15 protein-coding genes and 1 pseudogene are annotated in these 15,259 nt (G+C 61.6%); 8 read left to right on the forward strand and 8 right to left on the reverse strand.

The features are described 5' to 3' along the window. Positions 1-121 precede the first annotated feature (121 nt). Positions 122-1,234, forward strand: a complete 1,113-nt coding sequence (locus tag KI235_RS10150; protein ID WP_003200038.1) for a M14 family metallopeptidase — start codon at positions 122-124, stop codon at positions 1,232-1,234. A gap of 64 nt (positions 1,235-1,298) precedes the next feature. Further along, positions 1,299-2,015, forward strand: coding sequence for an alpha/beta fold hydrolase (locus KI235_RS10155; RefSeq protein ID WP_003200040.1), 717 nt, complete (start codon positions 1,299-1,301; stop codon positions 2,013-2,015). Between the two features lie 141 nt (positions 2,016-2,156). Here KI235_RS10155 and KI235_RS10160 read toward each other — a convergent pair whose 3' ends face one another. The 5 genes and pseudogenes from KI235_RS10160 to KI235_RS10180 form a co-directional block, all read right to left on the reverse strand. Continuing rightward, positions 2,157-2,744 (reverse strand): hypothetical protein, encoded by a 588-nt coding sequence (locus KI235_RS10160; protein ID WP_003200042.1) that lies wholly within the window; start codon positions 2,742-2,744, stop codon positions 2,157-2,159. A gap of 86 nt (positions 2,745-2,830) precedes the next feature. Continuing rightward, positions 2,831-3,615, reverse strand: a pseudogene (locus KI235_RS10165) (hypothetical protein). 239 nt (positions 3,616-3,854) lie between these two features. Continuing rightward, positions 3,855-4,136: a hypothetical protein gene (locus KI235_RS10170; RefSeq protein ID WP_003200045.1), complete on the reverse strand. Its 282-nt coding sequence runs from the start codon at positions 4,134-4,136 to the stop codon at positions 3,855-3,857. Between the two features lie 221 nt (positions 4,137-4,357). Continuing rightward, positions 4,358-5,383 carry a purine nucleoside permease gene (locus KI235_RS10175; protein WP_028237656.1) on the reverse strand — a complete coding sequence of 342 codons (1,026 nt, stop codon included), beginning with the start codon at positions 5,381-5,383 and terminating at the stop codon, positions 4,358-4,360. Between the two features lie 46 nt (positions 5,384-5,429). Beyond that, the gene (locus tag KI235_RS10180) at positions 5,430-6,380 is read right to left on the reverse strand and encodes a nucleoside-specific channel-forming protein Tsx (RefSeq protein WP_003200049.1); all 951 of its coding nucleotides are present in this window, start codon (positions 6,378-6,380) and stop codon (positions 5,430-5,432) included. 299 nt (positions 6,381-6,679) lie between these two features. Here KI235_RS10180 and selD point away from each other — a divergent pair, with 299 nt between their 5' ends. Further along, the gene (selD, locus tag KI235_RS10185) at positions 6,680-7,714 is read left to right on the forward strand and encodes a selenide, water dikinase SelD (RefSeq protein ID WP_003200050.1); all 1,035 of its coding nucleotides are present in this window, start codon (positions 6,680-6,682) and stop codon (positions 7,712-7,714) included. After that, the gene (mnmH, locus tag KI235_RS10190; RefSeq protein ID WP_038856125.1) at positions 7,714-8,817 is read left to right on the forward strand and encodes a tRNA 2-selenouridine(34) synthase MnmH; all 1,104 of its coding nucleotides are present in this window, start codon (positions 7,714-7,716) and stop codon (positions 8,815-8,817) included. Before selD ends, mnmH begins: the two co-directional genes overlap by 1 nt. 136 nt (positions 8,818-8,953) lie before the next feature. Here the strand turns inward: mnmH and KI235_RS10195 are convergent, their stop codons facing one another. Continuing rightward, positions 8,954-9,628, reverse strand: a complete 675-nt coding sequence (locus KI235_RS10195) for a hypothetical protein (RefSeq protein ID WP_027912578.1) — start codon at positions 9,626-9,628, stop codon at positions 8,954-8,956. 316 nt (positions 9,629-9,944) lie between these two features. Between KI235_RS10195 and KI235_RS10200 the strand changes: the two genes are divergently transcribed. The 3 genes from KI235_RS10200 (at position 9,945) to KI235_RS10210 (ending at position 13,157) form a co-directional block, all read left to right on the forward strand. Then, positions 9,945-10,643: a glutathione binding-like protein gene (locus KI235_RS10200; RefSeq protein WP_003200057.1), complete on the forward strand. Its 699-nt coding sequence runs from the start codon at positions 9,945-9,947 to the stop codon at positions 10,641-10,643. A 190-nt stretch (positions 10,644-10,833) separates the two neighbouring features. Continuing rightward, positions 10,834-11,808 (forward strand): porphobilinogen synthase, encoded by a 975-nt coding sequence (gene hemB / locus KI235_RS10205; RefSeq protein ID WP_003200059.1) that lies wholly within the window; start codon positions 10,834-10,836, stop codon positions 11,806-11,808. Between the two features lie 254 nt (positions 11,809-12,062). Next, the gene (locus KI235_RS10210; RefSeq protein WP_003200061.1) at positions 12,063-13,157 is read left to right on the forward strand and encodes a DUF1615 domain-containing protein; all 1,095 of its coding nucleotides are present in this window, start codon (positions 12,063-12,065) and stop codon (positions 13,155-13,157) included. Between the two features lie 109 nt (positions 13,158-13,266). Here KI235_RS10210 and KI235_RS30365 read toward each other — a convergent pair whose 3' ends face one another. Then, a complete protein-coding gene (locus KI235_RS30365) occupies positions 13,267-13,779 on the reverse strand; it encodes a hypothetical protein (RefSeq protein ID WP_033028182.1) in 513 nt (170 codons plus the stop codon). Positions 13,780-13,972: 193 nt separating this feature from the next. Here KI235_RS30365 and KI235_RS10220 point away from each other — a divergent pair, with 193 nt between their 5' ends. Further along, on the forward strand, positions 13,973-14,602 hold the full coding sequence (locus KI235_RS10220; RefSeq protein ID WP_003200064.1) for a glutathione S-transferase family protein: 630 nt from the start codon (positions 13,973-13,975) through the stop codon (positions 14,600-14,602). A 110-nt stretch (positions 14,603-14,712) separates the two neighbouring features. On the opposite strand, the gene KI235_RS10225 is transcribed toward KI235_RS10220, so the two are convergent. Beyond that, positions 14,713-15,249: a PqiC family protein gene (locus tag KI235_RS10225; protein ID WP_212795666.1), complete on the reverse strand. Its 537-nt coding sequence runs from the start codon at positions 15,247-15,249 to the stop codon at positions 14,713-14,715. Between the last annotated feature and the right edge of the window lie 10 nt (positions 15,250-15,259).

Below are 15,259 nucleotides of genomic sequence, written 5' to 3' on the forward strand. Positions count from 1 at the left end.
CGAAGCGAGGCTGCGATCTTTCCACTGCCAGTTGAGTCCAGAGCGAAAGATCAAAAGATCGCAGCCTCGCTTCGCTCGACAGCTCCTACACAGCTCCTACGCCTAGTCATTCGGAGATTTCATGCAACGCATCGACCATACCCTGCCATGGAGCCACCTGGGCACCGAGCGTCGGCTCAGTGTGTTTCGTTACGGCCATGGCCCGCGCAAGGTTTATATCCAGGCCAGCCTGCACGCCGACGAACTGCCGGGCATGCGTACTGCCTGGGAGCTGAAGCAGCGGCTCAACGACCTCGAGGCGCAAGGCCTGCTCAAAGGGGTGATCGAGCTGGTGCCGGTGGCCAATCCCATCGGCCTGGATCAACATCTGCAAAGCGCCCACATGGGGCGTTTCGAACTGGGCAGTGGCAAGAATTTCAACCGCTCTTTCGTGGAGCTCAGTGCGCCGGTGGCGCAACGCATCGGTGATCGGCTGGGTGACGACCCGGCCGCCAACATCACCTTGATCCGCCAGACCATGGCCCAGGTTCTCGACGAGCTGCCGGCGCCGCTTTCGCAACTTGAAGCACTGCATCGCCTGCTGCTGCGCCATGCCTGCGACGCCGACATCACCCTGGACCTGCATTGCGATTTCGAGGCAGCGATCCACTTGTATGCCTTGCCGCAACAGTGGCCGCAATGGCGCTCCCTGGCCGCACGCTTGAAGGCCGGGGTGGCGTTGCTGAGTGAAGATTCCGGTGGCAGTTCGTTCGACGAGTCCTGCTCCTCACCCTGGTTGCGCCTGGCCAAAACCTTTCCGGCGGCGTCGATCCCAGCGGCGAACCTGGCGACGACGCTGGAGCTGGGCAGCATGGGCGACACTCGCGTGGAACAGGCCCAGGCCAATTGTGAAGCCATCCTCGGGTTTTTGGCCGAGCAGGGTTTTATCGCCGGGGACTGGCCATCCGCCCCCGCCGAATGCTGCGAAGGCTTTCCGTTCGAAGGCACCCAATACCTGTTCGCGCCGCACCATGGTGTGGTGAGCTTCCTGCGTGAGGCCGGTGAATGGGTGGAGCGCGGCGATCCGCTGTTCGAAGTGGTCGATCCGTTGAATGATCGGGTCACCACCGTGCGGGCTGGCACCAGTGGCGTGCTGTTTGCCCTGGACCGCGGGCGCTACACCCAGCCGGGCATCTGGCAGGCAAAAGTCGCCGGGCGTGAACCGATTCGTACGGGGAAATTGAGCAACGACTGATAAGTGCTGTCTACCTCACCGCACGCTTCTTGTCGTGCGGCTATCGAACGATGGAGGAAGATTGATGTTTAAAGCGCTCGCCCTGTTTCTATTGCTGGTCTCGTCCGGGTTGCAAGCCCAACCCTCGCTGCACACGGACTTGCCGCTCAACTACCTGGCCCAAGCCGATGAGCAAGCCGGCAACCGCCCGCTGGTGATCTTCCTGCACGGCTCCGGCAGCAACGAACAGGACCTGTTCGAACTCAAGAGCGAGTTGCCCCGGGATTACAACTACCTCTCGGTGCGGGCGCCGAAGAGCATGGAACAGGACCGTTATCAGTGGTTCGCGAAGACGGGCGACGGTGCCTACGACGGTGACACCTCGGACTTGAAGGCCAGCGGTCAGATGCTGCTGGACTTCATCGACAAGGCTCGGGCCAAGTACTCGACCGATGCGAGCAAGGTCTACCTGGTAGGGTTCAGCCAGGGCGCGATGATGAGCTACGAAGTGGCCCTGCGACACCCCGAAGCCGTCGGCGGTATTGCCGCAATGGGTGGGCGGGTCCTGTCAGTGCTGCGGGCGGAACTGACCCCAGATGAATCGCGCCGGACACTGGCGGTGTTCATCGGCCATGGCACGGCAGACCCGATCATTCCCTACCACGATGGTACCGAGGCCAACAGCTTCCTGAAGACCCTGGCGCTGGAACCGGAATTCCATGCCTACCCGGGCGTCGGCCACAGCATCAGCGCCCTGGAAGTGCAGGACCTGCGGGCCTGGCTGGAGCGGCTCAATCCCTGACTACCCTAAGCCCTTGTGGGGAAACCCTGTGGGAGCCGAGCTTGCTCGCGATAGCGGTGGGTCAGCTTGCGTCAATGCCAGGATGTGCCAACGCCATCGCGAGCAAGCTCGGCTCCCACATTCCCACATGTTCCGGGGCGCTTATTTACCGCTGGCGATCTGTTTCACCAACGCTTCATGACCGGCCTTGTCGCTGGCCCGGGAGATGATCTGCACCACGGCCATGTGCGTGCCGGAGGCACCCAGCAGCGTGGTGTCGAGGGTTGGCCCGCCGCCCTGGGTCGCGCTGGTGTCGAGCTGACGCAGGCCCAGGCCGGTGCCTTTTTGGGTCAGGCTTTTTTCGCTGAGGATCTTGGCGTCCGGCAGGGCCTTGATGCGTTGGGCGGCGAAGTCGGCCATGGTGGTGTCGAGGAATGCACCATCGTCGTCCTTCACATTCGTACCGTTGACGATGGTGTTCTCAGCGGCAATCACCACGGTCCTGCTGGTGGCATTGCTGTACATCGTCCCTGTCGCCCCAGCGGTGCCCTGGGCCACTTCACCAGCGGGTAGCGGCGTCGCCGTGAAGCCCTTGGGCAAGGTGAAGGTGAACTTGCCGCCGAGCATCGACACTTTCTGCGCCGGTGCATCGCCGGCAGGTTTGGCCGGGGCCGCTTGGGCGGATACCACGACCAGGCTGGCGATGGCCCCCAGCAACAGGGCGGCGGCTTGTTTACTCAGCAATGACATTGAAACGCTCCACAGATGGTCGTGCCTGGAGGCCGATCATCCCATGGGCGTCGCACCTGACTCCAGCGCCAGTGCAGAAGAGACCGTCATTTTGGCGAAAGGTGTGCGGTGTCGCCGGGCGGTGGCCGCACCAGCAGGCGTCGGGTCACCAGCAACATGGCCATCGACACCGCGACGCCCAAGGCAAAGGCGGGCATGCCCAGCACCGGCAGGGCGAGGGCCAGGGTCAGGCAGAAGGCGGCGAAGCAATACATGCCGGTGGCCGTCGCCCGCAGCAGCGCGGCGGTGAAGGCCGGTCCCCGGGTTTGTTGGGAGAACACCGCCATGACACTGCCCAACACCGGGAATACCGCCAGCAGCCCGCTCCAGCGCTCGCCCACGGTACTGGCCAGCAGCGTCACCGCCAGGGTCAACAGCGCGCCGGCGATCATGCGCAGCAGCAATTTGTCGGATTTGGCCGCCGGCCCGTTCATCACCGGTCGGACCGTCGGGAACAGATATGGCGCCGCCAGCAGCGCGACCAGGGCGATCAGGCTCGACAACGGCAGCGAAGCCGGTAGCCAGGACAGGATCAACGCCACCAAGGCCCAGACCCCTAGCGCGATGCCCAGCGCCCAGGGCCAGTTGCGATGCTGGGCGACCTGGGCGTACACCACGCAGAAAGCGATCATCGCGAACATCGCCGCCAGTGCCGCGGTCGCCGACTGCGCGGCAAACAGCTCGCCTTGTTCCACGGCCAGGAACAACAGGATCGGTCCCACTACGACGGGCAACCCCGAGAGCCAGCCGGCCACGCTCGCCCCCAACGCCTGCCCGCCCGGGAAATCAGCAGCAGGAACGTGGGAATCACCAGCAATTTGAGCAGCAGCACGCGGTCATCCTTGTCAGTCGTCGAGGCGCCACGTTAGCACCGCCCGCACCGCAAACCCACTGTGGGGGCGAGCTTGCTCGCGATGGCGGCCGCACTGGCACGAAAGACCCTAAGGCTCAACCCCACGCAGCACTGAAACGCCGCGCCAACCCCTCACGCTCGAAGTGTTCGGTGATGAAGTCGATAAAGGCGCGAGTCTTGGCCGGCAAGGACACGCTCGATCACCCGGCCTGAAGCACTCAGTCGGGTTCCACGTCCAATTGCAGGCTGTCGTCTGCCAGGCGTTTGGCTCGCCGGACAATGCCGCTGATGCGTCGGCCTTCGGCATTGAACACCACGAGCTGGGCCTTGTGCAGATCCTTCGGCAGCGGAGGTCGCACGTGCAGCGTGAACCATGGCGGTCTGCCGTCGTCAAGGCGTTTGACGTCGAACTCGCAGCTGACACTTGTGGTATTGCGACCAAACATCGTGTCGAGAGCGTAATCAAGATGAGTGCTGTCGGCAGCAGGGTCGAGGGACATCGGCGGTCTCCTGGATGGGTACGCACGGCTGATGTTCAAGTGATTCTTCCCGCAATGGAAAATTCCATTGAGTGATCTGTAGAGATTAGCCTCAATCTGTGGGAGCAAGGCTTGCCCGCGATGCAGGCGCCTCGGTTCACAAAGGACCGCGTCGACTTAATCGCGGGCAAGCCTTGCTCCACAGATCATTCCCTTCTCCCCAAGAGCCGGGCGGCTGTTGATCAAAGACCAGGCACGCCGTCTTTCCACGCCGACCAGTTTTTCACAATGTCCTGCACCAGCGGGTTGCCGGTGCGGAAGAGGTTTTCCAGCGCCGGGACGAACGCGCCCTGGTCGGCATATTTGAGCAGGTTGTCCACTTCGTTGCCGCCGGGCTCGGGGCGGTCGAAATCGGACCCGGCCCGCAGCACGGCCAGCCGGTTGATGTCCACCCGGCCTTCGCGGCTGGCCCGGAGCAGGGCCTCGTAGGTGGAGTTGTCTTCCTGTTGGGTGGTGCAGTAGACACCTTTGTTATCGGTGAGCAGGCGGGTCCAGACTTCGGCACGCTCGCTCAGGCGCGTACCGGAGAACCAGGTGTTGCCGGCCAGGGTGTCGCAGCGGGTCACCACCGGCGGCTGGTTGGCCGGGGCGTACGGATACTTCAAGCGCCAGGCCGCCGATTCCTTGCTTTCCGCCAAGCTCACCTTCTGGCTGAGGGCAAAGGCCTTGGCTTGCAGGGCCGGGTTGAGTTCGAAGACTTCCGTCTTGTAGTCCAGCGGCGGCTTTTCATTCGGCCCCTTGGTATTGATGCCCAGGTAGCCGGTGGGCCAGTCCTTGGGCACATCCCGCGAATCCAGCTCCCACTGGGTGCCGAACTCCACCAGGTAATGGGCCCAGGCCGTCGTGCCAAGCGTGCCGTGGTGCGGGTTGATGCCGGCGATCCCGGCCACCAGGAAATAGCTTTTACGCAGGTCGACGGTGGGGGAGAGCGCCAGGGCCAGTGTCGAGGCTGCAGCGTTGGTCTGGCCCATGCCGGTGATCAGCAGGCAGACCCGTTCGGCATTGCAGCGGATCGTCGGATACTCGGCGGACAGCCCCGGCACGCGGATTTCAGTCTTGAGTTCGAGGCGTTCGATCCAGTTCTGCGCCTCGGGGGCGAACATCGTGATCAGCATCACTTTGGGTTGAAGCGGCGGCGCGGCCCCGGCAGTCGAGCAGAACAGGGCCGTGCAGGCCAGGCCGATTGAAATAGACAGGCGATTGATCATGTATTCGTGACCTCCATGGATTCGAAGTGGTGCTTCTACGGTTTGCTCAGAATTGATAGCCAACCCCGGCGTAGTATCCCCAGCCATCGGAGCGGGCGCGGAAGTTGCCGTCGCCAAAGTTAAGCTCACTGCCGTCCTGCCAGTTGCCGCCGTTGTGAAAGTAGCGGCCCACCAGCGTAAAGCGCAGGTGCGTGAACGAATACAGCAGGACGTTGGTGGCGACCGTGGCGTTGGCGGTCCGGGCAGGGTTGTCCTTGTGCAGGTCCGAACCGAAATCGAAGTTGGTGAAGCCAATGTAAGTCAGGGATGCGCCGTTGCTGAACTGGCTGATCGGCACGATGTATTTGAGCTGGGCGCGGTAGCCGTCCCAGGAGTATTCATTGCTGGCGCCATAGTTTTCCCACTGATAACGACCATAGAAGTTGGCCGATAGGTTGACCCTCGAGTGGGTGTCGATGTCGGTGCCCAGGCCGCTGTACAAGGTGTTCGCACGATTGGCGCTGTTGCTGCCGTGATCGTAGATCCAGTCGAACGCCACATACCACTCCTTGAACGGACCGATGGCCAGGCTGCGACCGGCAAGGTAGTCGATGGAAATACGCGGTTCGTGCTCCATGAATACGGGGGAACCGTGGTCCCACACACCTTTGTCGTGACTGTTGCCAATGTTGAAAATCTTTGGAATGTCGACGTAGCCATAGAGCTCGAAGGGCCCTTTGCGTCCGAAGTATTCATATTCCAGATAGACATCGTCGACCGGTTGCGGGCCGAAGCTGATGTCCTTGCTGCCGATGAGCGTCAGGTCCTGGTTGTACCAGTCCGACAGGTAAGCGCCTTTTTTCGAGGGGGTAGCCTCGGGGCTGAGGGCTTCGCCCTGGGCGGACGCCTCGGCGGTTTGGGCTTGGGTCGTGGTGCTGAGTAGTCCGGTAACGGCGGTCAGTAGCAGGGCGGCTGCCAATACGCCGGGTGTAGCGCGACACCGGGAAGTGCAGTGCATGGAAAGTCCTTGTTCGTGCGGGCCGAAGCCCGGGTTCCGTGGTTGAAAAAAAGCCATCGATCCGCTAGGTAGGATCGATTGCGCAAACGTTTGCACATGTCGTACCAGTTTTTTGTATTGGCTTGAAATGCATGGGGTTCAGGCTTTTTTCCTGTCCTGTTGGTCAGGCTTGGTGCACCGAATTCGGCAGCGTCGTATGAAGTGGCACCAACGTGTTGCAGTAGCATGTGCTCGACGCGGCACTGAGTCGGTGGCGTTGCTGGTAGAATCGGCCATCTTGACTGACCAGAGGTATGCCCATGAGCGAGCCGATTCGCCTGACCCAGTACAGCCACGGCGCCGGCTGCGGCTGCAAGATTTCGCCCCAGGTACTGGAAGTGATCCTGGCCGGCAGCGGTGCGCAGAACCTTGATCCCAATTTGTGGGTCGGCAATGCGTCCCGGGACGATGCTGCGGTGTACGCCATCGACGAGGAGCGCGGGGTGGTCTCGACCACCGACTTCTTCATGCCGATTGTCGATGATCCTTTCGATTTCGGTCGCATCGCCGCCACCAATGCCATCAGCGATATCTACGCCATGGGCGGTGACCCGCTGATGGCCATTGCGATTCTCGGCTGGCCAGTCAACGTATTGGCCCCGGAAATTGCCCGGGAAGTGATTCGCGGCGGTCGCTCCGTGTGCGACGAGGCCGGTATTCCCCTGGCCGGCGGGCATTCGATCGACGCGCCTGAGCCGATTTTCGGCCTGGCGGTCACAGGCCTGGTACAAAAGCGCCATATGAAACGCAACGACACGGCCACCGCCGGTTGCCGCCTGTACCTGACCAAACCCCTGGGTATCGGCATCCTCACCACGGCGGAAAAGAAAGGCAAGCTGCGCGCCGCCGACGTCGGCCTGGCCCGTGACTGGATGTGCACCCTCAACAAACCTGGCAGCCGCTTCGGCAAGCTCGACGGCGTGACGGCGATGACCGACGTCACCGGGTTCGGCCTGCTCGGTCACCTGGTGGAAATGGCCGACGGCAGCCGACTGACCGCGCGCATCCGCTATGACGCGGTGCCGCGCCTGCCGGGTGTCGAGTACTACCTCGACCAGGGGTGTGTGCCGGGCGGTACGCTGCGCAACTACGACAGTTACGCCAGCAAGGTCGGTCGGGTCCAGGAACTGCACAAGCGCGTGCTGTGCGACCCGCAGACCAGCGGCGGCCTGCTGATTGCCGTCACCCCTGAAGGCGAGGCCGAGTTCCTGCGGGTTGCCGCTGAACTCGGGCTGGCGCTGGAACCTATCGGCGAACTGGTCGAGCGACAGAGTTACGCGGTCGAGGTGTCTTGATGAGCAATGACATCACCGATTACCGCGACATCTTCCTCAACGACCGGCCGATGATGGACACGCGCGCCCCGGTCGAATTCATCAAGGGGGCCTTCCCCGGCGTGATCAATTTGCCGTTGATGACCGACAGCGAACGGCAACGTGTCGGTACCTGCTACAAACAGCAGGGGCAACAGGCCGCCATTGTCCTGGGGCATCAACTGGTGTCCGGCGAAATCAAGGCCGAACGCATCCGGGCCTGGGCCGAGTTCGCCAAGACCCATCCTGACGGCGTGCTGTATTGCTTTCGCGGCGGCCTGCGTTCGCAGATCGTACAGCAATGGCTCAAGGATGAAGCGGGCATTGATTACCCCAGGGTAGGCGGCGGCTACAAGGCCATGCGCACCTTTTTGCTGGACACTGTCGAGCAGGCGGTAGCCCAATGCGACCTGGTGCTGCTGGGCGGCATGACCGGCACCGGCAAGACCGAAGCGCTGGGGCAACTGAGCAATAGCCTGGATCTGGAAGGTTATGCCAACCATCGCGGTTCCAGCTTCGGCAAACGCGCCACCGGCCAGCCTTCCAACATCGATTTTGAAAACCGCCTGGCCGTGGACGTACTGAAAAAACGCGCCAGTGGCATCGAACAATTCGTGCTTGAAGATGAGAGCCGTGCGGTCGGCAGTTGTGCCTTGCCGCTGCCCTTGTACCAGCGCATGCAACAGGTTCCGATGGTCTGGCTGGAAGACAGCCTGGAGCATCGGGTCGAGCGGATCCTGCAGGATTACGTCATCGACCTGTGCGCGGAATTTGTCGCCGTACATGGCGACGAAGGTTTCTCGTTGTTTTCCGAGCGGTTGCTGGCAAGCCTGGACAACATCCACAAGCGCCTGGGCGGTGACCGTCACCGGCGCCTGATGAACATCCTGGAAACCGCCCTGGCCGAGCAGGCCAACAGCGGCGCCGTCGACTTGCATCGCGGTTGGATCGAAGGCTTGCTGCGCGAGTATTACGACCCGATGTACGTGTTCCAACGGGAAAAGAAGGGGCTGCGGATCGAGTTCTCGGGGGAGCAGGCGGCGGTGCTGGAATATCTGCGGGAGCGTGTGGCCCGGGGAGGGTGACCACAGGTTTGATATCCACTGTCAATCCCTGTGGGAGCGGGCTTGCCCGCGATAGCGGTGTTTCAGTCACATCAATATCAATGGGTCTGACGCTATCGCGAGCAAGCTCGCTCCCACAAAGGGAATTAGCGACTGATCAAGTCGGACAGGCTTCCTTGCCATTGTCCAAGCCTTGCTTGTAGCTTTGGCTGGTGAGGCTGGCCTTGCCGTTGTGCCAGGTCAGGGTCAGCACATACAGCGAATCGAAGTCTCCCGAGGCCCAGTCTTCGGTAATGGTTTGCTCCTTGCCGACCGCCTCGCCGGCGACCTTGTTGATCAGCTCCGGCAGGTAGCCATGGGACCAGGCGGTATAGATGGTGGCGTTGTGGTACTTGTCGTGCAGCAGTTCGTCAGCCAGGTCGCTGGTGTCGTTGGCCGAATAATTGATGTTCACCGGCAACCCGAGCTTGATGGCGCTGGGGCTGATGGTCATCAGCGGGCGAATATAACTGTAGGAGTTGTCCTGCTCGCCCTCTTCGACATTGCGGGTCGGGTTGGCCGCGAACACGTAGTCGGCCTTGCCGAATTTTTCCGGCAGCAGGGTGGCCAGGTCGATGGCGCGGTTGAGGCCCTGGCAGTTGAGTTGGCCCAGGCCACCGGCGGGTTTCTCGGCGTGGCGCAGGAACACCAGGGTCTGCACGCCGTCGGCTGGTTGGGCCCGGCTGATGCTGGATTCCAGCGCCAATCCCAGGCCGCAGACCACAAGCAGCGTCGGCAGCAGTAGCCACGAACGGTGTTTGAAGCGTCTGGCGAAATTCAGTGGGTTCATCATCGAATAATTATTCTTCAGCACTCTTGAGTCAGGCTGACAAACCCTGGCAACACGAAGCGGCTGGCCTCGGGTGTTTTCCCTGTCGTTACGCCGCGTTGAATCCTCGGGGCATTGCTCAGAGTCCCTTCAAGCCCTTTGGTTCGATCCTGGCGGGTCCCGGTGCACTGTAAGGCCTCCTGTGGGGAGGTAGGGCGAATGTTAGCGACAGGATGTTGCGGATTTAAGAAGGGCCGATGTGAATTCCGTGACGGGCAGTGATGCCGTCCCGTACATCTTGGATTATCCTCGGGCTTTCCTTCATTTCCGAGCCGACCCCATGCCCGACTTGACCCCATTCCCCATCACCGAAAAGTGGCCTGCCCAGTACCCGGAGTGGATCCAGCTCTACTCCCTGCCCACCCCCAACGGCGTGAAGGTCTCGATCATGCTGGAAGAGATCGGCCTGCCGTACGAGCCCCACAAAGTGGACTTCGCCAGCAACGACCAGTTGTCGCCCGAGTTCCTTTCCCTGAACCCCAACAACAAGATCCCGGCGATTCTCGATCCCCATGGGCCGGGCGACCAGCCGTTGGCTTTGTTCGAGTCGGGGGCGATCCTGATTTATCTGGCGGACAAGAGCGGGCAGTTGCTGGCGCAGGAGTCGGCGGCGCGCTACGAGACGATCCAGTGGCTGATGTTCCAGATGGGCGGGATCGGGCCGATGTTCGGGCAACTGGGGTTCTTCAACAAGTTTGCTGGCAAGGACTACGAGGACAAGCGGCCGCGCGATCGCTACGTCGAGGAAAGCAAGCGCCTGCTCAAGGTGCTCGATGGTCGTCTGCAAGGGCGTGACTGGATCATGGGTGAGCGCTATACCATCGCGGATATCGCCACGTTCCCCTGGGTGCGCAATTTGATCGGATTTTACGAGGCCGGTGATTTGGTCGGTATCCAGAATTTCCCCAATGTGACGCGGGTGCTGGAGCGCTTCCTGGCTCGACCGGCTGTGGCGCGCGGGTTGAAGATTCCGGAATGAGTTAAACCCGACGACTCGCCGATTCGATTACAAGCCACCGGCTGACGTGCATCAATGGCTCGCTGACCTTGCGAGTAGATTATTGCCTGGCCGGTAACACTCTGTTTTCCACCCGCCGTTTGTGCCCTGGCCGGCCAGGGCATAAGCTTTGCTCTTTGTGATCGAGCACCCATTTCTGCCCAGGAGCCCCATGTCCAGCCAGTTCCCCGAAGCACGTCCACGCCGTCTGCGTCGCAATGCAAGCCTGCGCAGCTTGTTCCAGGAAACCGAGTTCACCTTGAACGACTTGGTGCTGCCGATTTTCGTCGAAGAAGAAATCGATGATTTTGTGCCGATCAAGAGCATGCCCGGCGTGGTACGCATTCCTGAATCGAAGCTGGCCGGCGAGATCGAGCGCTATGCCCGTGCCGGCATCAAGTCGGTGATGACCTTTGGTGTGTCCCATCACCTGGACAACGACGGCAGCGATACCTGGAGCGAGCGCGGCCTGGTGTCGCGCATGGCCGGGATCTGCAAAGACGCAGTGCCGGAGATGATCGTGATGTCCGACACCTGCTTCTGTGAATACACCGATCATGGTCACTGCGGTGTGCTCCACGGCGATGAAGTGGACAACGACCGGACCCTGGTCAACCTGGGCAAGCAGGCCGTGGCGGCGGCCCGCGCCGGTGCCGATGTGATCGCGCCATCGGCGGCCATGGACGGGCAGGTCCAGGCGATTCGCCGGGCCCTGGATGAAGCCGGCTTCAGCCAGACAGCAATCATGGCCTATTCCACCAAGTTCGCCTCGGCACTCTATGGCCCGTTCCGCGAGGCCGGCGGCAGCGCGTTGAAAGGCGACCGCAAGAGCTACCAGATGAACCCGATGAACCGCCGCGAAGCATTGCGCGAATCCTTGCTCGACGAGCAGGAGGGTGCCGATGCGCTGATGGTCAAGCCGGCCGGTGCCTACCTCGATATCATCCGCGACATTCGCCAGGCTTCGAACCTGCCGTTGTCGGCTTATCAGGTCAGTGGCGAATACGCGATGATCAAGTTCGCCGCCCAGGCTGGTGCCATCGACGAAGCCCGCGTGGTACGCGAGAGCCTTGGCGCCATCAAGCGGGCGGGGGCAGACCTGATCTTCACCTACTTTGCCATGGACCTGGCGCTGAGCGGGATCTGATCCTGCACTGCCCCCGGAGTTGGCTGTGAGTCCATGTTCACCGCCATTCCCACATGGTTTTAGATGATAGGAGATTCTAGGTACACCACCATTCTCCTGTGGGAGCGAGCTTGCTCGCGATAGCGGTGGGTCAGCTTGTATCAGTGTTGCCCGTGCCGCCGCCTTCGCGAGCAAGCTCGCTCCCACATTGGGCATAGCCCGCATCCACTTTTGATCGTATGGTTGCTCCGGAATAACGAACCCGATGGAGCACTATGCAATTCAACCGATTGATGATCAGCCTTGCTGCGCTGCTGGCCTTGGCCGGTTGTGGCAGCCGTCAGGCGCAGGAGCCTGAGCGTCAGCCTGCTGAGGTCAAGAAACAGATTGTGCAGTTGTTGCCGGCCAAGACTGTGGATCGCGAAGGCTGGGCGACTGACATCTACGTGGCCTTTGCAGCCCAGCAGATTCCCTCTACCACGCAGAACATCTGTGCTGTCCTGGCGGTGACCGAACAGGAGTCGACGTTCCAATCCGATCCGCCAGTGCCGGGGCTGGGCAAGATCGCTCGTCAGGAAATCAACCGCCGGGCGGCGAAGGTGCACATTCCGGAGCTGTTGGTCAGTGGCGCACTCCAGGTGCGTTCGTCCAACGGCAAAAGCTACAGCGATCGGCTCAATGCGGCGCGTAGCGAGAAGGAGCTGAGCGAGATTTTCGATGATTTCATCAGCATGGTGCCGCTGGGCAAGACACTGTTCGGCGGTTTCAATCCTGTGCACACCGGTGGACCGATGCAGGTCAGCATCGCGTTTGCCCAGGCCAATGCGCGCAATTATCCCTATACGGTGGAAGGCTCGATTCGTCGCGAAGTGTTCAGTCGTCGTGGCGGGATGTATTTCGGCATCGCGCATTTACTGGGCTATCCGGTGAGCTACACCGAGCCGTTGTATCGTTTTGCCGATTTCAATGCTGGCTGGTACGCCAGCCGCAACGCAGCTTTCCAGCATGCGGTGAGTGTGGCGTCGGGCATTTCCCTGGCGCTGGACGGCGATCTGATTGCCCATGATTCCATCATGCCAGGCAGTACGGAACTGGCGGTGCGCACGCTGGGCAAGTCGTTGGGAATGCGCAACCCGACCATTCGCGATCAATTGGAGCAGGGTGACAGCCTGGCGTTCGAGGACAGCAAGCTCTACAAGCGCGTGTTCGAACTGGCTGAAAAGGCCGAGGGCAAAGCGTTGCCACGGGCGGTATTGCCGGGGATCGTGCTCAAGAGCCCAAAGATCACGCGCAAGCTGACCACAGCGTGGTTTGCCAAGCGGGTGGATGAGCGTTATCAGCGATGCATGGCGCGAGCGTCGGGGCGTTAACCAGGCGTTGGCGCGTGAAAAAGCCCGGTGGATGAGGCCGGGCTTTTAGGGGGATGGGTTTGGTGCGGGATCAGTCTCAAGCGGTGTATCGGGTAGGCTGCCAGGCAACTCATGCGTGGTTTTCGATCAGGCGATCAGAGCCACCCTCAGCGACACGACGTTCCAGCAAGCGATCGGCACCACCTTCGGCGACGCGGTTTTCCATCAGGCGGTCGGAGCCACCTTCAGCGACACGACGTTCCAGCAGGCGATCGGCACCGCCTTCAGCGACGCGGTTTTCCATCAGGCGGTCGGAGCCACCCTCAGCGACACGACGTTCCAGCAAGCGATCGGCACCACCTTCGGCGACGCGGTTTTCGATCAGGCGATCAGAGCCACCCTCAGCGACACGACGTTCCAGCAAGCGATCGGCACCACCTTCGGCGACGCGGTTTTCGATCAGGCGATCAGAGCCACCCTCAGCGACACGACGTTCCAGCAAGCGATCGGCACCGCCTTCAGCGACGCGGTTTTCGATCAGGCGATCAGAACCGCCTTCGGCGACGACGGGTTGGGACGAGGCGGCAAATACGTTGGCGGCCAGTACAGAGAAAGCGAGGCTGAGGATGACTTGGCGTTTCATGATGGTGTGCTCCGGGGGTGCAGTGGTTTGTGTGGGGCCATTGTTGTCCCGGGCGATCATCAAGAGAACTTCATTGACATGATGGTGAACATCGACGGCAGTGATAGCTCGTTGGCCCGCTGCCGGTCAGCTTGATGGAACACTGACGGGCTCGCGGGCTCTATTGGCTAACGCTTATGCAGGAGGTGCTTTCATGTATCAGTTATTCGGTTGCAGGCAATCCGGCTCTTCGGCGGTGGAGGTTGCCCTGTGTCTCTGTGAGGTGGCTTATCAGCGGGTCGATGCCTATTCGACGCAAGACAACGATGCGGCGAAAGAGCTCGAGGCGCTCAATCCTCTGAAGCAGGTGCCGACCCTGCAGTTGCCAGATGGCTCGGTGCTGACCGAAGCGGCCGCAATCCTGATTCACCTCGGGTTGACCTTTCCCGCATCGAAGCTGCTCCCGCAAGACCCTGCCCAGCGCGCGCAAGCCATACGGGGCCTGGTCTACATCGCGGCCAATTGCTACACGCCCATCGGCATTATCGATTTTCCGGAACGCTGGCTGGACGAGGCGGACGAAGCGACTCGGCAGCGATTGATATCCGGCACGCAGCAACGGCTGTATCGCAATTGGGCGCGGTTTGCCGACCAGTTCCCGGCCCGACCTTTTCTAGGCGGTGACGAACCGGGGGCGCTGGATATCCTGGCGGCGGTGATCACGAAGTGGAGAAACACGCGGGAGGCGATGCTGAGCGCCCGCCCAGCGTTCCACGAGTTGTTGGAGCGCATCGACCACCATCCGCGCGTTGCGCCGGTGCTGTCGCTGCACTGGCCGTTGTAGGCGCTGCCGAGCGAATCGAGGCTGCGATCTTTCCCCTGACGCTTGCGTCTCAAGCGAAAGATCAAAAGATCGTCCGAACGCGGCCCGAGCCTTTGGCAGCGCCTACGGGGTCAAGGGCAGGCTTTGCGTGCAGCCGCCTGTTCAAGAAGGCCGGCAAATTGCCGGACATTTTCCTGATGCGCTGTCACCAGCTCGTCGATACTGGCGCCCGCTGGGGTTTGCAGGCTGCTGCGGCACGTGAGGGGGCGGGCGTCGTTGCCCAGGTTGCGCAGGCGCCATTGCACATCCATGCGGGCATAGCGGCCAGGGATCGAGTCGAAGCGTTGCACGTCTACCCGCAGCAATGATTTCGGTGCGCCAGGGTTGCTCAGTTGTTCGTCCAGGCTGCTGTGCAGTTCATCGGCCAGGCTGGCGCCCCACCATTCGGTTTCCAGGATCGCCAACCCGCTGTTGCCCTGGCGAATGACCATCTGGGTGCGATCCACTTGGGGTGGGACACTGACCTGTTCAATCTGGATGTCCACGCTGGAGCGCGATTGGCCTGCCGGTTGGGCCGGGCTCAGGGTGTGGTAGTGGATCGGATCGCTGCGGCAGGCGCCGAGCAGCAATGCCACGGCAACCAGGGTGAGTTTCAGCGTCAGTGGCATGGGGCGGGCT

This window comes from Pseudomonas sp. St386, assembly GCF_018325865.1.
GTDB classification, from domain to species: domain Bacteria; phylum Pseudomonadota; class Gammaproteobacteria; order Pseudomonadales; family Pseudomonadaceae; genus Aquipseudomonas; species Aquipseudomonas brassicacearum.

What these genes read in the sequence shown, in the direction of transcription:
- KI235_RS10150 (WP_003200038.1), top strand. Translation starts at nt 122, where the DNA reads ATGCAACGCATCGACCATACCCTGCCATGGAGCCACCTGGGCACCGAG.
- KI235_RS10155 (WP_003200040.1), top strand. Translation starts at nt 1,299, where the DNA reads ATGTTTAAAGCGCTCGCCCTGTTTCTATTGCTGGTCTCGTCCGGGTTG.
- KI235_RS10160 (WP_003200042.1), bottom strand. Translation starts at nt 2,744, where the DNA reads ATGTCATTGCTGAGTAAACAAGCCGCCGCCCTGTTGCTGGGGGCCATC.
- KI235_RS10170 (WP_003200045.1), bottom strand. Translation starts at nt 4,136, where the DNA reads ATGTCCCTCGACCCTGCTGCCGACAGCACTCATCTTGATTACGCTCTC.
- KI235_RS10175 (WP_028237656.1), bottom strand. Translation starts at nt 5,383, where the DNA reads ATGATCAATCGCCTGTCTATTTCAATCGGCCTGGCCTGCACGGCCCTG.
- KI235_RS10180 (WP_003200049.1), bottom strand. Translation starts at nt 6,380, where the DNA reads ATGCACTGCACTTCCCGGTGTCGCGCTACACCCGGCGTATTGGCAGCC.
- selD (WP_003200050.1), top strand. Translation starts at nt 6,680, where the DNA reads ATGAGCGAGCCGATTCGCCTGACCCAGTACAGCCACGGCGCCGGCTGC.
- mnmH (WP_038856125.1), top strand. Translation starts at nt 7,714, where the DNA reads ATGAGCAATGACATCACCGATTACCGCGACATCTTCCTCAACGACCGG.
- KI235_RS10195 (WP_027912578.1), bottom strand. Translation starts at nt 9,628, where the DNA reads ATGATGAACCCACTGAATTTCGCCAGACGCTTCAAACACCGTTCGTGG.
- KI235_RS10200 (WP_003200057.1), top strand. Translation starts at nt 9,945, where the DNA reads ATGCCCGACTTGACCCCATTCCCCATCACCGAAAAGTGGCCTGCCCAG.
- hemB (WP_003200059.1), top strand. Translation starts at nt 10,834, where the DNA reads ATGTCCAGCCAGTTCCCCGAAGCACGTCCACGCCGTCTGCGTCGCAAT.
- KI235_RS10210 (WP_003200061.1), top strand. Translation starts at nt 12,063, where the DNA reads ATGCAATTCAACCGATTGATGATCAGCCTTGCTGCGCTGCTGGCCTTG.
- KI235_RS30365 (WP_033028182.1), bottom strand. Translation starts at nt 13,779, where the DNA reads ATGAAACGCCAAGTCATCCTCAGCCTCGCTTTCTCTGTACTGGCCGCC.
- KI235_RS10220 (WP_003200064.1), top strand. Translation starts at nt 13,973, where the DNA reads ATGTATCAGTTATTCGGTTGCAGGCAATCCGGCTCTTCGGCGGTGGAG.
- KI235_RS10225 (WP_212795666.1), bottom strand. Translation starts at nt 15,249, where the DNA reads ATGCCACTGACGCTGAAACTCACCCTGGTTGCCGTGGCATTGCTGCTC.